General features: G+C 65.5%; 12 protein-coding genes. 10 read left to right on the forward strand and 2 right to left on the reverse strand.

Annotated elements, in window-relative coordinates:
- Positions 1–111: 111 nt before the first annotated feature.
- The 7 genes from HWX62_RS10205 (at position 112) to HWX62_RS10235 (ending at position 10564) form a co-directional block, all read left to right on the forward strand.
- The gene (locus HWX62_RS10205; RefSeq protein ID WP_175928705.1) at positions 112–696 is read left to right on the forward strand and encodes a fimbrial protein; all 585 of its coding nucleotides are present in this window, start codon (positions 112–114) and stop codon (positions 694–696) included.
- Positions 697–814: 118 nt separating this feature from the next.
- The gene (locus HWX62_RS10210) at positions 815–1555 is read left to right on the forward strand and encodes a fimbria/pilus periplasmic chaperone (RefSeq protein WP_244136015.1); all 741 of its coding nucleotides are present in this window, start codon (positions 815–817) and stop codon (positions 1553–1555) included.
- Positions 1556–1641: 86 nt separating this feature from the next.
- Complete coding sequence (locus HWX62_RS10215) at positions 1642–4275, forward strand: fimbria/pilus outer membrane usher protein (RefSeq protein ID WP_175928704.1); 2634 nt, start codon at positions 1642–1644, stop codon at positions 4273–4275.
- Between the two features lie 176 nt (positions 4276–4451).
- Complete coding sequence (locus tag HWX62_RS10220; RefSeq protein ID WP_175928703.1) at positions 4452–5450, forward strand: fimbrial protein; 999 nt, start codon at positions 4452–4454, stop codon at positions 5448–5450.
- Between the two features lie 262 nt (positions 5451–5712).
- Positions 5713–6369, forward strand: coding sequence for a response regulator (locus HWX62_RS10225; RefSeq protein WP_175928764.1), 657 nt, complete (start codon positions 5713–5715; stop codon positions 6367–6369).
- A gap of 62 nt (positions 6370–6431) precedes the next feature.
- Positions 6432–9404: a hybrid sensor histidine kinase/response regulator gene (locus HWX62_RS10230; RefSeq protein ID WP_244136016.1), complete on the forward strand. Its 2973-nt coding sequence runs from the start codon at positions 6432–6434 to the stop codon at positions 9402–9404.
- A 230-nt stretch (positions 9405–9634) separates the two neighbouring features.
- Positions 9635–10564: an N-acetylmuramoyl-L-alanine amidase-like domain-containing protein gene (locus tag HWX62_RS10235; RefSeq protein ID WP_244136017.1), complete on the forward strand. Its 930-nt coding sequence runs from the start codon at positions 9635–9637 to the stop codon at positions 10562–10564.
- A gap of 242 nt (positions 10565–10806) precedes the next feature.
- Here the strand turns inward: HWX62_RS10235 and HWX62_RS33195 are convergent, their stop codons facing one another.
- Positions 10807–11118, reverse strand: coding sequence for a hypothetical protein (locus HWX62_RS33195; RefSeq protein WP_175928174.1), 312 nt, complete (start codon positions 11116–11118; stop codon positions 10807–10809).
- A 479-nt stretch (positions 11119–11597) separates the two neighbouring features.
- Entirely contained in the window at positions 11598–12506 is a 909-nt protein-coding gene (locus HWX62_RS10245; protein WP_175928702.1) for a LysR family transcriptional regulator, read from the reverse strand.
- Between the two features lie 143 nt (positions 12507–12649).
- Here HWX62_RS10245 and HWX62_RS10250 point away from each other — a divergent pair, with 143 nt between their 5' ends.
- The 3 genes from HWX62_RS10250 to HWX62_RS10260 are packed head-to-tail and all read left to right on the forward strand — an operon-like array spanning position 12650 to position 16476.
- Positions 12650–13522 (forward strand): NAD(P)-dependent oxidoreductase, encoded by an 873-nt coding sequence (locus HWX62_RS10250; protein WP_175928701.1) that lies wholly within the window; start codon positions 12650–12652, stop codon positions 13520–13522.
- A 53-nt stretch (positions 13523–13575) separates the two neighbouring features.
- Entirely contained in the window at positions 13576–15093 is a 1518-nt protein-coding gene (locus HWX62_RS10255) for an aldehyde dehydrogenase family protein (RefSeq protein WP_175928700.1), read from the forward strand.
- A gap of 48 nt (positions 15094–15141) precedes the next feature.
- The gene (locus tag HWX62_RS10260; RefSeq protein ID WP_175928699.1) at positions 15142–16476 is read left to right on the forward strand and encodes a DUF3100 domain-containing protein; all 1335 of its coding nucleotides are present in this window, start codon (positions 15142–15144) and stop codon (positions 16474–16476) included.
- Positions 16477–16484: the final 8 nt, after the last annotated feature.

The following is a 16484-nucleotide window of genomic DNA, read 5'->3' on the forward strand; positions in this document are numbered from 1 at the left end:
TGGGAAATAAGTTGCGCGTTCATGGAGGGTCCTGCGCGGAGTAGCTGCCCGGTGGCGGGCGTAAACATTGGTTATATCAAGTTAGTATCATCAACAACGGAGTAGATATAAATGAAAAAGACCACGCTGGTGATGTCAATGTTCGGTCTCGCATGTGCTGCCGCCAATACGGCTCATGCGTCCGATGGCACCATTAACTTTACGGGCTCGGTCGTCGCGTCGACCTGCAAGATCAACGGCGGGACGAACGACCTGACCGTCGCACTGCCGAAGGCGTCTACCAACCAGCTTGCCGCCGTGGGCGCAACCGCCGGCCGGACGCCATTCACACTCACGCTGTCGGGATGCGCGACGGACAAGAAGGACGGTGAAAGCGTCATTCCAGCACCGGTGAAGAAGGTGTCGGTCGCGTTCGAACCGGGGCCTAACGTCGACCTCGCGACCGGCCGCCTGAAGCTGACCGGTGCCGATGCGGCGAACGGCGTGCAGATCGCGATCCTCAACGACAAGTACGACCCGATCAAGATCGGTGCCGAAAGCTCGGCGCAGGGCGCACAGACCGTCGATATCGATACGGCTGCGGGCGGCACCGGCACGGCGACGCTGCAATTCGCCGCGCAGTACGTCGCGACGAGCGCGACCGTAACCGGCGGTTCGGCCAACTCGTTCGTCACGTATTCGCTCGTCTATCCCTGATCGCACGATGCGTTGAAGCAAGCGCGCCGGCTACTGGAAGGCGGCCGGCGCCGGGTGCCTGCCGATGCGCTTACGGTGGTCTTGTTTATTCGTAGTCCATATAAAAAGAAGGGAGGAAATGAAGATGATTCGTCCATATGCAATGGTCGCGATCCTGGTTTCGCTGCTGTTCGGCATGAACGCGCAAGCCAGCGTGACGTTGTCTGGCACACGCGTCGTCTTCCCCGGGAAAGAGAAGGAGGTCACGGTGCAGCTCACCAATGACGGCAAGCTGCCCGCGCTCGTCCAGGCCTGGATCGACAAGGGGAACGAGCGCGCATCGCCGGATGCGATCGACGTGCCGTTCGTAATCACGCCGACGATCTTCCGCATCGAACCGGCCAAGGGGCAGACGCTGCGAATTCTTTACACCGGCGAGCCGCTGCCGGCGAACAAGGAGTCGCTGTTCTGGCTGAACGTGCTCGATGTACCGCCCAAGGTCAACGACAAGGACGACATCAACAGGCTGCAGTTCGCGTTTCGCACGCGGGTCAAGCTGATGTACCGGCCCGCCGGACTGCCGGGCAACCCATGGGACGCGCCGGCGCGGCTGAAATGGACACTCGGCACCGACGATGCACACCGCCCTGTGTTGAGAGCCGCCAATCCGAGCCCATACGTCGTCAATCTCGCCGGCGTCGAATTGAAGTCGGGCGGGAAAACCTACGCGGCGGAACTCGGATATGTCGGTGCCGGTGAAACGGCATCTTTTCCGCTGGTCGGCGCTGACGGCGTTGCGCTCGCGGGCGGGACGGTCCTGTACAGCAGCGTGGACGACTGGGGCTCCAGCCATGCGCACGAGGCGACGATCGCGAAGTGACATGACGTTGGGCAACAGCGACTCGAGCGGCCGGGGGACGCGGACGAGACGGGGGCGAGCGAATCATCAATGGGGAGCGGAAGTACGTGAAGAAGAAATACAACGGCCCGCACGCGGAAATCGGGCCTCGGCTCAAGCCGATATGCGCGCTGGTTCTCTCGATCGTCGCCGGCTGGCAAACGGATGCGCGTGCGGCCTCGCACGAAGGCGCCCGGCCGCTCCAGGTCGCGCAGACGGAAATCGCGCAAGTCGAATTCGAGGGCGGATTTCTGAATAATGGCTCGGGCGCGATCGACGTGTCGCGATATTCGCGCGGCAACGTGGTGCGTGCCGGCCTCTACAGCCCGGACGTCTATGTCGACGGTAACTGGGCAGGACGGCTCGAGGTGCCGTTCAAGGCCGCGGAGGCTACGCCGGACGCCCAGCCATGCTTCGACAAGGCGCTGCTGGACCGCATCGGTGTCGATCTGAGCCGCCTGCCGCCGGATGTTCACGCGCTGCTGGACCGGGAAGGCGCGTGCGTGCGCATCGGTCAGGCGATTCCGGAGGCCTCCGTCAGCTTCGACTTCAACGAGCTCCGGCTCGACCTGAGCATCCCGCAGATATCGATGCGCCGCCACGCGCGCGGCTACGTCAGCCCCGATCAGTGGAGCGAGGGTGTGCCCGTCGCGATGGTCGGCTATAACGCGAACGTCTACAACTCGCGCACGAGCGCTGGGCACGGCAGCACGCAGGGCTACGTCGGCATCGATGGCGGATTCAACTACCGGCGCTGGCATTTCCGGCACGGCGGGTCGTTCAACTGGGACGACCGCGGCCGTCGGCGCTACGAGAACGTCGCGACCTACGTGCAGCGCGATCTGGCGTCATGGTCGTCGCAGCTCGTGATCGGCGATACGTATACGTCCGGTGACCTGTTCGACTCGACGTCGTTTCGCGGCGTGCGGATATACACCGACGACCGGATGCTGCCGGAGTCGCAGCGCGGCTATGCGCCCGTCGTGCGTGGCGTCGCGAACACCAACGCGAAAGTGACGATTTCGCAGAACGGCGTGAAGCTGTACGAGACGACGGTCGCACCGGGCGGGTTCGTGATCGACGATTTGTATCCGACCGGCTATGGGGGCGACCTGAACGTCGTCGTCACGGAAGCGGACGGATCGACGCATTCGTTCTCCGTGCCGTATGCGGCCGTGCCGATGTCGTTGCGTCCCGGGCAGAACCGCTACAGTTTCACCGCAGGGGCGGTGCGCAACCTGCCGAATACGACACCAGTGTTCACGCAGGCGACCTGGCAGCGCGGTTTCACGAACGGGCTGACAGGCTATGGAGGCGCGACGGCCGCGCAAGGCTACCTTGCAGCAATGGCCGGGGCGGTGCTGAATACCGCGTGGGGTGCAATCGGCGTCGACGTCACTCATGCGACGACCAGGATCTCGAACGAGCGCACGTATTCGGGGCAGAGCTTTCGCGTGAGCTATGCGAAGACGGTCGAAGCCACAGGGACGAACGTCGCGATCGCCGCATATCGCTATTCGACCAACGGCTATTTCGGCCTGAACGACGCGATGGCCGCGCGGCATCGTGCGAAGTCCAGCAGGACTTCGGGCACGCTGTACCGGCAGCGCAACCGCGCGTCGCTGACCGCGAGCCAGCAGCTCGGCGAAAAGGGCGGCAGCCTCAGCGTGACGGCGTCGACGGCGACCTACTGGAATCGCCGTGGATCGGACGTCGATTTCACGGTCGGCTATAGCAATGCGTTCCGGAACGTGTCGTACAACGTGTCGGCGACGCGGCAGCGCGATGCCTGGGGGCAGGCCAGCACGTTGGTCTACGTCGGGCTGTCGATTCCGATCGGCCGCACCCGGCCGGCGACGCTGTCGACCAGCTTCAATCGCGACACGCGCGGGACGACGCAGATCTCGACCAGCCTGAGCGGCTCGGCCGGTGTCGACAGCAACCTGTCGTACGGCGTGAACGTGAACCGCAGCAGCGGCGTGGGCAGCGCGCAGACCAGCGGCGGCGCGAACGTCTCGTATCGTGGCGCGCGCACGGAAGTGAGCGGCAGTGTGGGCGCGAGCGCGGACTACCAGCAGTTCTCGATTGGGGCGCGCGGCGCGATCGTCGCGCACCGCGGCGGGCTCACGCTTTCGCAACCGCTGTCGGAGACTTTCGCGATCGTCCAGGCGAAGCACGCGGAAGGCGCGCGGGTGACCAACGCGTCGGGCGTGAGGGTTGACCGGAACGGCTATGCAATCGTGCCGTATCTGACGCCGTTCTCGATGAACGACGTGTCGCTGGATCCCAAGGGGCTGTCCACGGACGTCGAACTGAAGGAAACGAGCCAGCGCGTCGCGCCGCTGGCAGGCGCCGTCCCGTTGTTGGTGTTCAAGACCGAGTACGGGCGATCGGCGGTGATTCGCATGCGGCAGGCGGACGGCTCGCCGGTGCCGTTCGGCGCGGTGGTCACCGATCAGGACGGCAAGGACATCGGTGTGGTCGGGCAAGCTGGCAAGCTGCTGGCGCGCGGCTTGGCGGAGAAGGGCGAACTGAACGTGGAGTGGGAAAAGGGAAATGTCAAGGCCGTGTGCCGGATTTCATATTCGCTGCCGGTGCGTACGCAGCAGTCACTGCGTAGCTTCGAATTGCCATGCGTGGATAGGGGCATGGCGAATGCTGCACCGGCCCCGTCAGATCGCGAGCCACTGCACGCCGGCTAGATGCACGGAAGGGGCGCGCCGACCAGAAGTCGACCAAACGGACAGACCGTGCCACAGGCGGCGCCTGCATTGAATGGCCGCGATTGCGGTATCGATTCGTCATGCGGCTGCGGGAAGGATGGCATGCGCACGGTGGTCATCCGGTAGATGATCAACATGAGGCATGGAAACGAGTGATGAAAGCGCTTTTGAAACTGATTTTCATTTCGGCAGGTTTTGCTGCCAACGATGTATCGGCGGCTTGCAAGTCGTTGACCAGCAATGGACTGAACTACTACGTTGCGATGGTGTCAGGCTTCAGTCCACCTGAATTCGATCCTGATTCAGTTCCGGTCGGTGGTGTCATATACGAAGCTACCGGCGCGCCGATCTTCAACAATAAGGCAAGTTCACGCGCAACGGTCAGCTGTTCGCCCGGTGTGTATACTTACGTTGCTGGAGCGGGCGTTTCCGATTCAAGCGGTATTTATCCGACGGCCATTCCGAATATCGGGATTCGCATACTTGCGGGCCCCAATCGAACCGCAGCGCCATTCAAGGGCGACTATGTCGTCAATACTTCTTGGGATGAGAATTACCCGATTACAGTTCAGTTGATCAAAACCGGAGACATTACAGCCGGAGGCGTGCTCAACGGCGCATACGCCGCCTATCGAGCGGGCAGCGTGAATGGCGATCTGCTTGTCGAGTATAGATTCACATCGCCCGTCGTCGTCCAGCCGCGCGTGCCGACCTGCAAGGTGGCAACGCCGGAGGTCACGGTACCGATGGGCGCTGTGGCCACCGTGCAGTTCAAGGGGGTCGGAACGACCACGGTTTCTCGCATGTTCGACATCGTGTTGAATTGCTCGGGCGGAAACCTCGGGACTTCGACCAACGCGTATGTGACGCTCACCGATGCGACCGTGCCGACCAATACGTCGACGGTACTGTCATTGAGGAAAGGCTCCACCGCCTCCGGCGTCGGTATGCAGATACGGCGCAGCGGCACGCTCGTCGGCTTCGGGCCCGATTCAGCCGCCGTTGGCAATATCAACCAGTGGCATGCGGGTACGATCACACAAGGGCAGTCGGCGCTTACCATTCCGTTGAGCGTCAGCTATGTGCAGACCGGCGCGACCGTTACACCGGGAAGCGCGAATGCGCGCGCAACATTCACATTGAGCTACCAATAGGCGCCCGAGCGGCCGCGTTACGCACATTTCCGCATAACGGGCACGCGCATTTGCGCGGCCGTGCCTTTACGGAATCGCCGTATTTCCACGACGACGAATGAATTGCCGGTCTTTACTGATCTGAATTTCGCGAGACAATCGAAACACAACAGCCTTCAGGAAAACGATCTCAATTGTTATTGAGATACAATGCCTCCGCCGACTTGGCATGAACGACAAGCTGTCGTCGCGAGGCGCCAGCTGTCCAATTTGCGAACGCACGATGGACGAGCTATCAGTACGTGTGATCGTGGCGGACGACCATCCGGTTTCGGGCCACGGTATCGCGCAGATCCTGACCGAGATTCCGACGATCGACGTGGCGGCGATCGTGTCGAGCACCTCCGCGCTGATCGAGAGGCTCGCCACGACGCCGTGTGACGTTCTCGTGCTCGATTACGTGATGCCTGCCGGTACCCACGGTGACGGTCAGTCGATCATCGAGTATCTGCAGCGCCACCATCCGGCACTGCGCATCGTGACGGTGACGATGCTCAATTCGCCGACGGTGTTCCGCGCGCTTCGGTCGCTCGGCGTCCAGTGCATCGTAAGCAAGTCCGATGCAATGTCCCATCTGGTGACGGCCGCCCATATCGCGTACGGCAATGGCCGGTACCTGTCGCCGACGATTTCCGGATTGCTCGACCGTGCCGATGGCAATGCGGCGCGCACGAGCGCGTTGTCGCGGCGCGAATCCGAAATCGTCCGGCTGTTTCGCGAAGGCTACAAGGTGACGGAAATTGCCGAGAAACTCCATCGCAGCAAGAAGACCATCAGCGCGCAGAAGCTCGCCGCGATGCGCAAGCTCGGCATTACGCGCGACGCCGACCTGATCCGGTACGACGAGGGGATCGGCCGCGACGATGAACCGGGCGAATGACCCGGCGCGCGATGCCCGTGTTCCGTCAATGGCTCCACCGGTACAGGCGCTCGATGCGCCGGATGGAGTTCGATCCGGAGTGGATGCGCGCGTATCAGCGCGTGCTGCTGACGGTCGGCGGGGCCGCGCTCGGCGTATTCATCGTATTGTGTGCGGCCGCGGTTGTCCTGCTGGAGGTCAGCGATTTCCATGCGTCGATGCATGCGCGCTTTCTGACGGAGAAGGCGCGTCTGCTTGTCGGCATGTCGGAGAGTACGACACTGCTGAAGCGCGTCACGTCGGCTGCCGAGCGAGCGTGGGATCCCGGCCGCCGACCGTCGCCGGAAGTCGAACGGGCTTTTGCCGTGAGAGGGAGGCTGCTGGAGCGCGATTCCTCCGATCCGAGCCTGGTCTATGCGGCCCATGCCATTCCGGATCCCGCTCATCGTTACCGCGACTATCTGCCATTGCTTGCCTTGTCCGAAAAGCTGCTCGGAAATGCCGTTGGCCGCAAGCATACGACGATGGGACCGGATCAGGTCTATCTGATCGGGCTCGATGGGCATTTCGTCGATGCACTATTGCGCGTGGCTCCGGATTCGCCGCTGCCGCACGACAAGCTGGACAACTTGGCCGTCGTGTTGCCGCGGGCGTGGCCCGATGTCGCGGCGTTGGTGCGGGAAGTTTCGCGGCATCCCGGGCGAGCCGTGGACACGGTGATCTGGCTGCCGCCGCGCGAGGATCCCGTCACGTCGGACATGCTGTTGCGTTGTGCGAGCTGGGTGTTCGACGAGCAGGGGCGACCGATCGCATTGCTGGTCCATTCGATCGCGCCGTTCGATCTTCCGGACGAAGGGGGCGACGGGCGCGCGGACGCCGGATTTGCCGTCGTGGATGCGGCGCAGCAGATCGTTGCGGTTTCGCCCGGCGTGCGTCGTGCCGGTTGGCACGACGCGGCGCGCGGACTGCCGGACCATCTTGCCGACGGGCTTGAGCACCGCATGAGCGACGGGCGGTTCGTCGTTCGCGGGGTGCTACCGGGAAGCGACTGGTTTCTCGTCAATGTGTATTCGATGCGAGCCGTACTCGAAGGCGTGTCGCAGCGTCTCGCCGTGACCGCCGCAGCGGCGCTGCTCGGGCTCGCGATTCTGGCCGGTTGCCTGATCGTTCTCGATCGCCGGATCCTGACGCCCTCCTATCGGCGCGCGGCGCGTCTGCAGGAAAGCGAACAGTTGAATCGAACGCTGATCCGCACGGCCCCGGTCGGTCTCGCATTGATCGACGAGGCGACCGGCGACGTATTGACATCCAATCAGGCGATGACGCGCCACGAGCGCGGAGCGGAGCCCGGGGCGCTGACGTTCCGAATCCGGGAGACGTTCGCGCACATTCGGACGAGAGATGGCATGGCGCGTCCCGACGGGATCCCCGCGCAAGAGATTACGCTCGAGCGGTCTGACGACGCAGGCGGCGACGCGCATTTTCTCGTCAATTTCGTGCGGGTCAAATATCGAGGCAGGCAAGCGTTGCTCGGCACCGTCGTCGACATCACGGCGAACAAGCTGATCGAGCAGTCGCTCGACGCCGCGCGGCAAGCCGCCGATCAGGCCAATCGCGCGAAATCGGTGTTCCTCGCGACCATGAGCCACGAAATCCGCACGCCGCTCAATGCAGTCATCGGCAATCTCGAACTGATGAAGCGCGGCACATTGTCCGAAGTGCAGCGTCGGCGGCTCGCGCTGGCCGATTCGTCGTCGACGGCGCTGCTTCATATCGTCAACGACGTACTGGACCTGTCGAAGGTCGAGGCCGGCCAATTGCACGTCGATGCCGTGCCGTTCGATTGCGTGACGTTGTTGCGCGAGGTCGCGGAATCGTTTCGTCCGCTCGCGGAGAAGAAGGGCCTGAAGTTCCGCGCCGACATCGAGGACGGCCTCGCGCCGTACCGGATCGGCGACCCGATCAGGATCAGGCAGGTCGTGTCGAATCTCGTCGGCAACGCGATCAAGTTCACCCGAGCCGGGAGCGTGAGCGTGCTGGCTCGCGGATATCGCGCAGATGGTGCTGAACGCGTCGAAGTTCGGGTCGTCGACACCGGAATCGGCATTTCCGCGGCCGCGCAGGCGGCGATCTTCGAGCTCTACGAACAGGCCGACGACACCATTCATCGTGAATACGGCGGAACCGGTCTCGGGCTTGCGCTGTGCCAGCGACTGGTCGATGCGATGTCGGGAACGATCGCGGTCGACAGCGAGCCGCGCGTGGGCAGCACGTTTCGTGTCGACATCCCGCTGCCGGTCACGACGGACGCGCCGGCCGACGAGCACGACGGCGACGGGGACAACGTCGGCGCGCTGCTCGGCCCGAACGGTGCGCGATTGCGTGTGCTAGCCGTCGAAGATCATCCGGCGACGCGCATGATGCTGGCCGATCAGTTCGGCGAACTGGGCGTTGACGCGGTGTTCGCGGAACGCGGCGAGCACGCGCTCGAGCACGTGCGTCACACGCATCCCGACGTCGTCCTGACTGACCTTGGCCTTCCGGACATGGACGGCTGGACGCTGGCCCGTTCGATACGCGAGCAGCATGCCGCTCTCCCGGTCGTCGCGATGACGGCACACGCGAGCGCCGAAGATGAAGTGCGCGCGACCCGCTCCGGAGTCCGCACACTGTTGCGAAAACCCGTGACGCTGCACGCACTGCAGCGCGCGCTCCGGCCGTATGCGATTGCGTCGGGCGCCGGCGAGCGACCCGCACGGCAGCATGCCGATCGGCGTCCGGTGTCGGGAATGATGGCGGTTATGCGGCGGGTCACGCTGGACTCGCTTGCCTCGATCGACCGCGCGTTGAGCACCGGCGACGCCGACACCATCGTGCGCGAATTCCACTTCCTGAGCGGCGGCTTCCTGTCAGCCGGGAGCGACGTGCTGTCCGAGCTGTGTTCCGGCCTGCAACAAGTCGTTCACGACGAAGGGATATCGGTCGTTGCCGAATTGTGGCCGGCCCTGCGTGACGAGATCGTCGGCGCGCTCGATCGGTTGCCATCCGAATCGTAAGCCGCGGACGCGGCTAGCGCGTCCAGAGTCGCCGTTGCGCAGTGCCGGATTGCCGCGGCACGGCAGGGCAGGCGACTCACCATCTGCCGACGGTTCGCCGATACCGCGACGAGACTGGTCCTAACGTCGCTGGTTTATTGAAGCGTTCGTCTGATTGTGCTGCACGAACGAGGACTTTTAGAATCGAAGCCGGGCAGTTTTTCCCGACACATTTCCATTGTGAACCGAGCGTGAGTCGATCGGCGGCATTTCGGATCGATTCTCGCCGGAGGGTGGGCTGCCTCGATTTTCCGGTATTCGATTTCTTGTCGCGGATCAACATGAAGAAAAAAACCATTTCTGCGCTGCTGCTGGCCGTTCTGGCGGGATGCGGCGGCGACGGGGCCGATAGCACGCAGGCCGACGGGGCGGCGTTCTTTCCGCCATCGGGGTCGATCGCCGTCAAGATGGACGCCGCGTCGTCGGATCGGCTCGATATGCTGCTCGCCGAGCGTGCCGCGCACCCACTGGACGACGCCGGGCAGGCGATCGACCGCATGTCGCGCGCACTGCTCGGCACGCCGTATCGCGACGATACGCTGGTCGGTTCGCCGAGCGTGCCCGAGCAGCTTGTGGTCGATCTGCAGGGGATGGACTGCTTCACATTCGCGGATTACGTCGAAGCACTGCGCAAGTCCACGACGAAAATGACGTTCATGCTGAACCTCATCGACACGCGTTATGTTGACGGCGAGGTCGCCTATTTGCGACGCAAGCATTTCTTTACCGATTGGGCGTACCGGCCATTTCGCAACGTCGACGACGTCACGGCCCGCGTCAGCCCGCGTGCGGTGACGGTCCACAAGATGCTGAACCTTCGAAGCGACGGCCGCGCGTACGTGGCCGGATTACCGGCCACGTACCGCGCGATCACATTCATTCCGGCTGCCTTCGTCGACGCCTACGTTGTGAATCAGCTTAAGACGGGCGACTACATCGGCATCTACGCGACGGCGGACGGGCTCGATGTCACGCACGTCGGCATCTTCGTGATGACCGATCGCGGGCCCATGCTGCGCAATGCGTCGTCGCTCGACATCAATCGCAAGGTCGTCGATTCGCCGTTCGTTGCGTATGTCGCGCACACGCCGGGCATCGTCGTACTGCGGCCGAAATCATGAACGTCATGCGCGCGGGCCGCCGAGCGCTACGGTCGCGCCGCAATCCCGTCGAGATGCCACAGCAGATCCGCCGGATCGTCGTCGGGCTATATGATGGCCGATTGGCGACAGTGGGCAATCGCGTTCGACGGGGATTACGGCGGTCAACAGAACTCCCGTGACGTCGTCGGTAGGGCGCCGAGCAACTCGGTCCTGTCGACGAGCTAGCTCGCGATCAGATGCCGCACCTGACCTTCGGCCCGTCATACGCCGTACACGGCCAACAGCGCGGCGCCGAGCGCTTCCTTCTGAAACTTCTCCAACAGACCTGGCCAGAGGATCACGTTGACCTGCCCGGTCTCATCCTCGAGCGTCATGAACAGCACGTGTAGGCGTTCCCCGACGCGTTCTACAGCGAGCGCGAGCTCGTCGCGCTGTACGTCAAAACCTATCCGCCGGCTTCGTCGCCAGCGCTCGATCGGAAAGACGCGCGCAATAGTCGCCTGCGCGATCGCTCGGACGCCGCGCTCGCGCTGATGGAGGCGAGTCTCGTTGAGGCGCCGCAGCCGGAGCACGCCCCGGCGGCCACGGCCGGGGGCGCGCCCCCGCGCGCGTCGAGCGCGTCGGGCGCGTCGGGCGCGATGTGCTGGCCGGCGTGGCACGCACGCCGACCCCCTGGGCGGCCAAACCGTGCTGTAGGTGTCTTTCGAGAACAATGATGCCTTCGATCGGCACATCGACGGTCTGTTGGTCGCGATCGCGCCGACACCCGAGTAATATCACTGCGTGTCGGAAGCGAGGTGTGTGGGCCGTCACGGGCACGTAGCGTTACCTTTGCTTCGATCAGCGTTAAAGGCCACCGACCAACTTTCTTGAGCGGAACGAGGGCTGCTCGCGGAACGTCATTCGCCTAGCACCGGGCGAGCGCGACGACTTTGGAATATCCGGGTGTCTCGGGTACAGCGAGGCGTTACGAATACGATCAGCGGTTTCATGAAACCGTCTCCACCCAACCCCGCGTCGCGGGCAGAAGCACGAGTCAGGGCCATCCCCGCTAGCGAAACGCCCGCATCTGCCCCGTCATCATCTGCAGCATCTTGTTGGCGGCCACCGAGAGCTTGCGGCCCACACGCGTGACCATGTGCGCCTCGGCGTTCTCGAGGATCGGATGCGCGATCTCGATCGCGAACAGCTCCCTGGCCTGCAGCTCGGCCGTTACCGCGAAGGCCGGCATCACCGCGATACCGAGCCCCGATTTCACGAACTCCTTCAGGATCGCGAAGGAATTGGTGGTGACGCTCGGCGTGAGCCGCACGCGCTCGGCGTATTCCACGGCCTCCATCATCTGCCGCGTGCCGTAGGACGGGTGGGTAGCCGCCAGCGGGTAGGCGGCGAGCTGCTGCACCGTCAGCACCTTGTGGCTGCGGCGCGGGAAGTCGGGGCCGACGATCGCCATCATCGGCTGCCGCTTCGACGCGCGCGACACCAGCTTGGGCTCGGCGGGCGGGTTGTAGACGAGGCCGATTTCGCCCTCGTCGTTCGAGATCTTGCGGATCACGTCGTTGGTGCTGCCCACGTCGAGGTTGACGCGGATTCCGGGGAACTGACGGCAGAACTGCTGCATCGGCCCGGCCAGCAGATCCGAGACGAAGCCCTCGCCGAGCACGAGGCTGACCTGGCCGGTCTTGAGCCCGCGCAGCTCCTGCAGACGCGAGATCAGGTCGTCGCGGTGCGCGAGCTGCTCGCGGAAATATTCGATCACGCAGCGTCCCGCCTCGGTGGGCGTCACGCCGCGCGCGTGGCGCTCCACCAGCGTGGCGGCGAGCTCCTTCTCCAGCAGCCCGATCTGGCGGCTCACGGCCGAAGGCGCCACGTCGAGCCAGTCGGCCGCGGCGCGGATCGTGCCGCAACGCACGGCCTCGTAGAAATAGACGATCCGGCTGTCGGTCAGGGTGTCGCTCATGATCCAGGCGTTCTAAAAAAGAGAACAATTCCAATATTGGCGTTGATTGATTATACGGATCGCCGGACCGAACATCGTAGCCATGCAAGGCAGGCGCAAGCTGGCGTGCCGGCCTCGAACCAACAGCTAACGGGAGTCGTCGGATGAAAACGGTGGGCGTGATCGGTCTGGGCAACATGGGGCGCGGTATCGCGGGTTCGCTGCGGCGCGGCGACTACGCGGTGCTTGGCTACGACGCGGCGCCGGGCGTGGCGGGCGCGCTGGCCGAGCAAGCGGTGCTGTCGGCGTGCGATTCGGTGGCCGAGATCGCGCGCGACGCCGACGTGCTGCTGCTGTCGCTGCCGACGTCGGCGGTGGTCGAGGCGGTGGTGCTGGGCGCGGGCGGCGTGCTCGAGAACGCGAAACCGGGCAGCATCGTGATCGACACCACCACGGCCGATCCGGACAGCACGCGGCGCGTCGCGGCGGCCCTGGCCGAGCGCGGCATCGGTTTCGTCGACGGCCCGGTGAGCGGCGGCCCGAAGGGCGCGGCCACCGCCACCATGACCATGGTGCTGGGCGGCTCCGACAGCGATATCGCAGCCGTCGAGCCGATCCTCGCGGCGATCAGCGCCAAGCGCGTGCATGTAGGCCCGGTGGGCGCCGGCCACGTCACCAAGCTGCTCAACAACCTGCTGACCGGCGTGCACCTGCTGGTCGCCAGCGAGGCGGTGCGCACGGCGCGCGCGGCCGGCGTCGATCCGGAAAAGCTCGTCGAGGCGCTCAACGGCGGCTCGGGCCGCAACAGCGCGACGCTGACCAACTACCCGACCTGGATCTTCAACGGCAAGTTCGATTCCGGTTTCACGATGAAGCTGATGCGCAAGGACGTGCGGCTCGCGCTGGGGCTGCTCGACCAGTTCGACAGCGTCGCGCCGGTGGCGCGCGAGGCGGCGCGCGTGTGGGCCGCCAGCGAGGGTTCCGTCGCCGACGGCGAGGACTTCAACCGCATCGTCGACTTCCTCGACCCCGCCTGAGGCCGGGCAGCCGCGCCACGATCCCGCTCGACTCACCCATACGGAAACCCGACATGACCCAGCACGCAGACCAGTTGCTCGCCGCCTTCGCGCATTTCTTCCCCGGTGCCGCCACGATCGGCTCGTATATCGACGGCGAACTCGTCGCCGGCCAGGGCGACACGATCCAGCTCGACGATGCGGCGACGGGCGAGGCCACGCTCGCCTATCGCGACGCCGGCGCAGCCGTGATCGACCATGCCGCCGACAGCGCGCGCCGCGCGCAGCGCGAATGGTGGGCGCTCACGCATGCCGCGCGCGGCCGCGTGATGCAGGAGGTGGCGCGCACGATCCGCGCCGAGGCCGAGGCGATCGCGCGGCTGGAGGCGCTGGGCTCGGGCAAGCCGATCCGCGACTGCCGGGGCGAGGTGGGCAAGGTCGCCGAGATGTTCGAGTACTACGCGGGCTGGACCGACAAGTTCTACGGCAGCGTGATCCCGGTACCGACCTCGCACCTCAACTACACCCGCCGCGAGCCGGCCGGCGTGGTGCTGCAGATCACGCCGTGGAACGCGCCGGTGTTCACCTGCGGCTGGCAGGTGGCGCCCGCGGTGGCGATGGGCAACGGCGTGCTGCTCAAGCCCTCGGAACTGACGCCCTTCACGTCGCTGGCGGTCGCGAGGCTCGGCGAGCGGGCGGGGCTGCCGCGCGGCCTGGTCAACGTGCTGGCCGGCTTCGGTCACACCGCCGGGCAGGCCGCGATCGCGCATCGCGTCGTGAGCAAGGTGGTGTTCGTCGGCTCGCCGGCCACCGGCGCGCGCATCGCCGAGGCCGCCGCGCGCCGCGTGCTGCCGTGCGTGCTGGAGCTGGGCGGCAAGTCGGCCAATATCGTGTTCGCCGATGCCGACCTCAAGCGCGCCGCGCTGACCGCCCAGGCGGCGATTTTCGCCGGCGCGGGCCAGAGCTGCGTGGCCGGTTCGCGTCTGCTGGTGCAGCGCGCCGTCTACGACGAGTTCGTCGCGATGGTGGCGGCCGGGGCGAAGAAGATCCGCGTCGGCGCGCCGCTCGACGATGCGACCGAGGTGGGGCCGATCAACAATCGCAAGCAGTACGACCACGTGATGTCGATGATCGAGCGCGGCGTGGCGGCTGGCGCCACGCTTGTCAGTGGCTCCGCCGAGCGCGTCGCGGAGGGCCGCGGCGGCTACTTCGTGGCGCCCACCGTGCTGGCCGGCGTGTCGAATGCGATGGAGGTGGCGCGCACCGAGATCTTCGGGCCGGTGGTGGCCGCGATCCCGTTCGACACCGAGGAGGAGGCGATCGCGATCGCCAACGACACCGATTTCGGCCTGGCCGGCGCGGCGTGGACCACCGACGTGGCGCGCGCGCATCGCGTGGCCGCGCAGGTGAATGCCGGCACCTTCTGGGTCAACGGCTACAAGACCATCAACGTGGCGTCGCCGTTCGGCGGCTACGGCATGAGCGGCTACGGCCGCTCGAGCGGGGTCGAGGCGTTGTACGAATACACGCAGACCAAGAGCGTGTGGGTCGAGACGGCCGAAGCGCCGCCCACCGCGTTCGGTTATCTGTAACCACCGGCCCGCATGCGACGGCAGCCGGGCTTCAAGGGGAGACTCGTCATGGAACACGCACTGGGTATCGAGCGCCGCGAGCTTGGCGGCGCGGCCACCGCCAAGGTCCTGCTTTACGCGGCCGGCATCCTGCTGGTCGCCGAATGGATCGGCTCGTTCACGTTCAAGCTGGGGCCGGGCAAGGTCGTGCTGCTGCCGATGATCTGGGCGCTGCTGCTCGGCGCCGCGGTCGGGTTGGCCAGCGCGCGCTGGAACGGCAGCGCGCGCCTGAGCGTGCCCGACCAGTTCTTCGCGGCCGCGATCCTGCAGCCGGCGCTGCTGCTGTTCGTCTCCAAGCTCGGGCTGATGGTGGGCAGCGCGCTGCCCAAGCTGGCGTCGGCGGGCTGGGCGCTGGCCTTCCAGGAATTCGGCCACTTCGTCGGCACCATCCTGCTCGGCCTGCCGCTCGCGTTGCTGCTCGGCATCAAGCGCGAGGCGATTGGCGCGACGTTCTCGGTGGGCCGCGAGCCGAGCCTCGCGATCATCGGCGAGAAGTACGGGATGGATTCGGCCGAGGGCCGCGGCGTGCTGGCCGAGTACCTGACCGGCACCGTGTTCGGTGCGGTGTTCATCGCCGTGTTCGCGGGTTTCGTGACCAGCCTCGGCATCTTCGATCCGCTCGCGCTGGCGATGGGCTCGGGCGTCGGCTCGGGCAGCATGATGGCGGCCGCCTCGGGCGCGATCGCCGCGCAGCAGGACCCGGAGACGGCGAAATCGGTGCTCGCGTTCGCCGCGGCCAGCAACCTGATCACCACCACCATCGGTACCTACTTCACGCTGTTCATCTCGCTGCCGCTCGCGGTCTGGGGCTATCGCGTGCTGGAGCCGTTGATCGGCCGCACCACGAAGGCATCGGCGCAGCCCGAGGCGGCCAGCCCGTCGCTGGGCGACGTGCGGACCGAGGCGCCCGCGCTCGGCTACGGCGGCAAGCTGCTGGCCTGGATCGTGACGGCCGCGATGGCGCTCGTGTGCGACTGGATCGCCCACGGCACCACGCCGCTCGTGGGACTGCCGGGAATCGCGATCATGGTGGGCGCGACGATCGTCGGCGATGCGCTGGCGCGCGTGACGGGGCGACGGATTCCGGCGGTCTGCTGGGTATCGGTGGTGGCGATGTTCCTGACCTCGCCGTGGTCCCCGTGGGCTGCGCAGATCGCCGCGCTCGGCTCGCACAACGATTTCCTCGGGGTGACCACGCCGATGCTGGTGTTCGCGGGGCTGTCGATCGCCAAGGACATCCCGGCCTTTCGCCGGCTCGGCTGGCGCATCGTGCTGGTGTCCTTCGTGGCCAATGCCGGCACCTTCATCGGCGCGACCCTGGTGGCGCAGCTGTTCCATATCTGATGCCTCGC

Source organism: Burkholderia sp. BCC0506 (assembly GCF_902833145.1).
Taxonomy (GTDB): domain Bacteria; phylum Pseudomonadota; class Gammaproteobacteria; order Burkholderiales; family Burkholderiaceae; genus Burkholderia.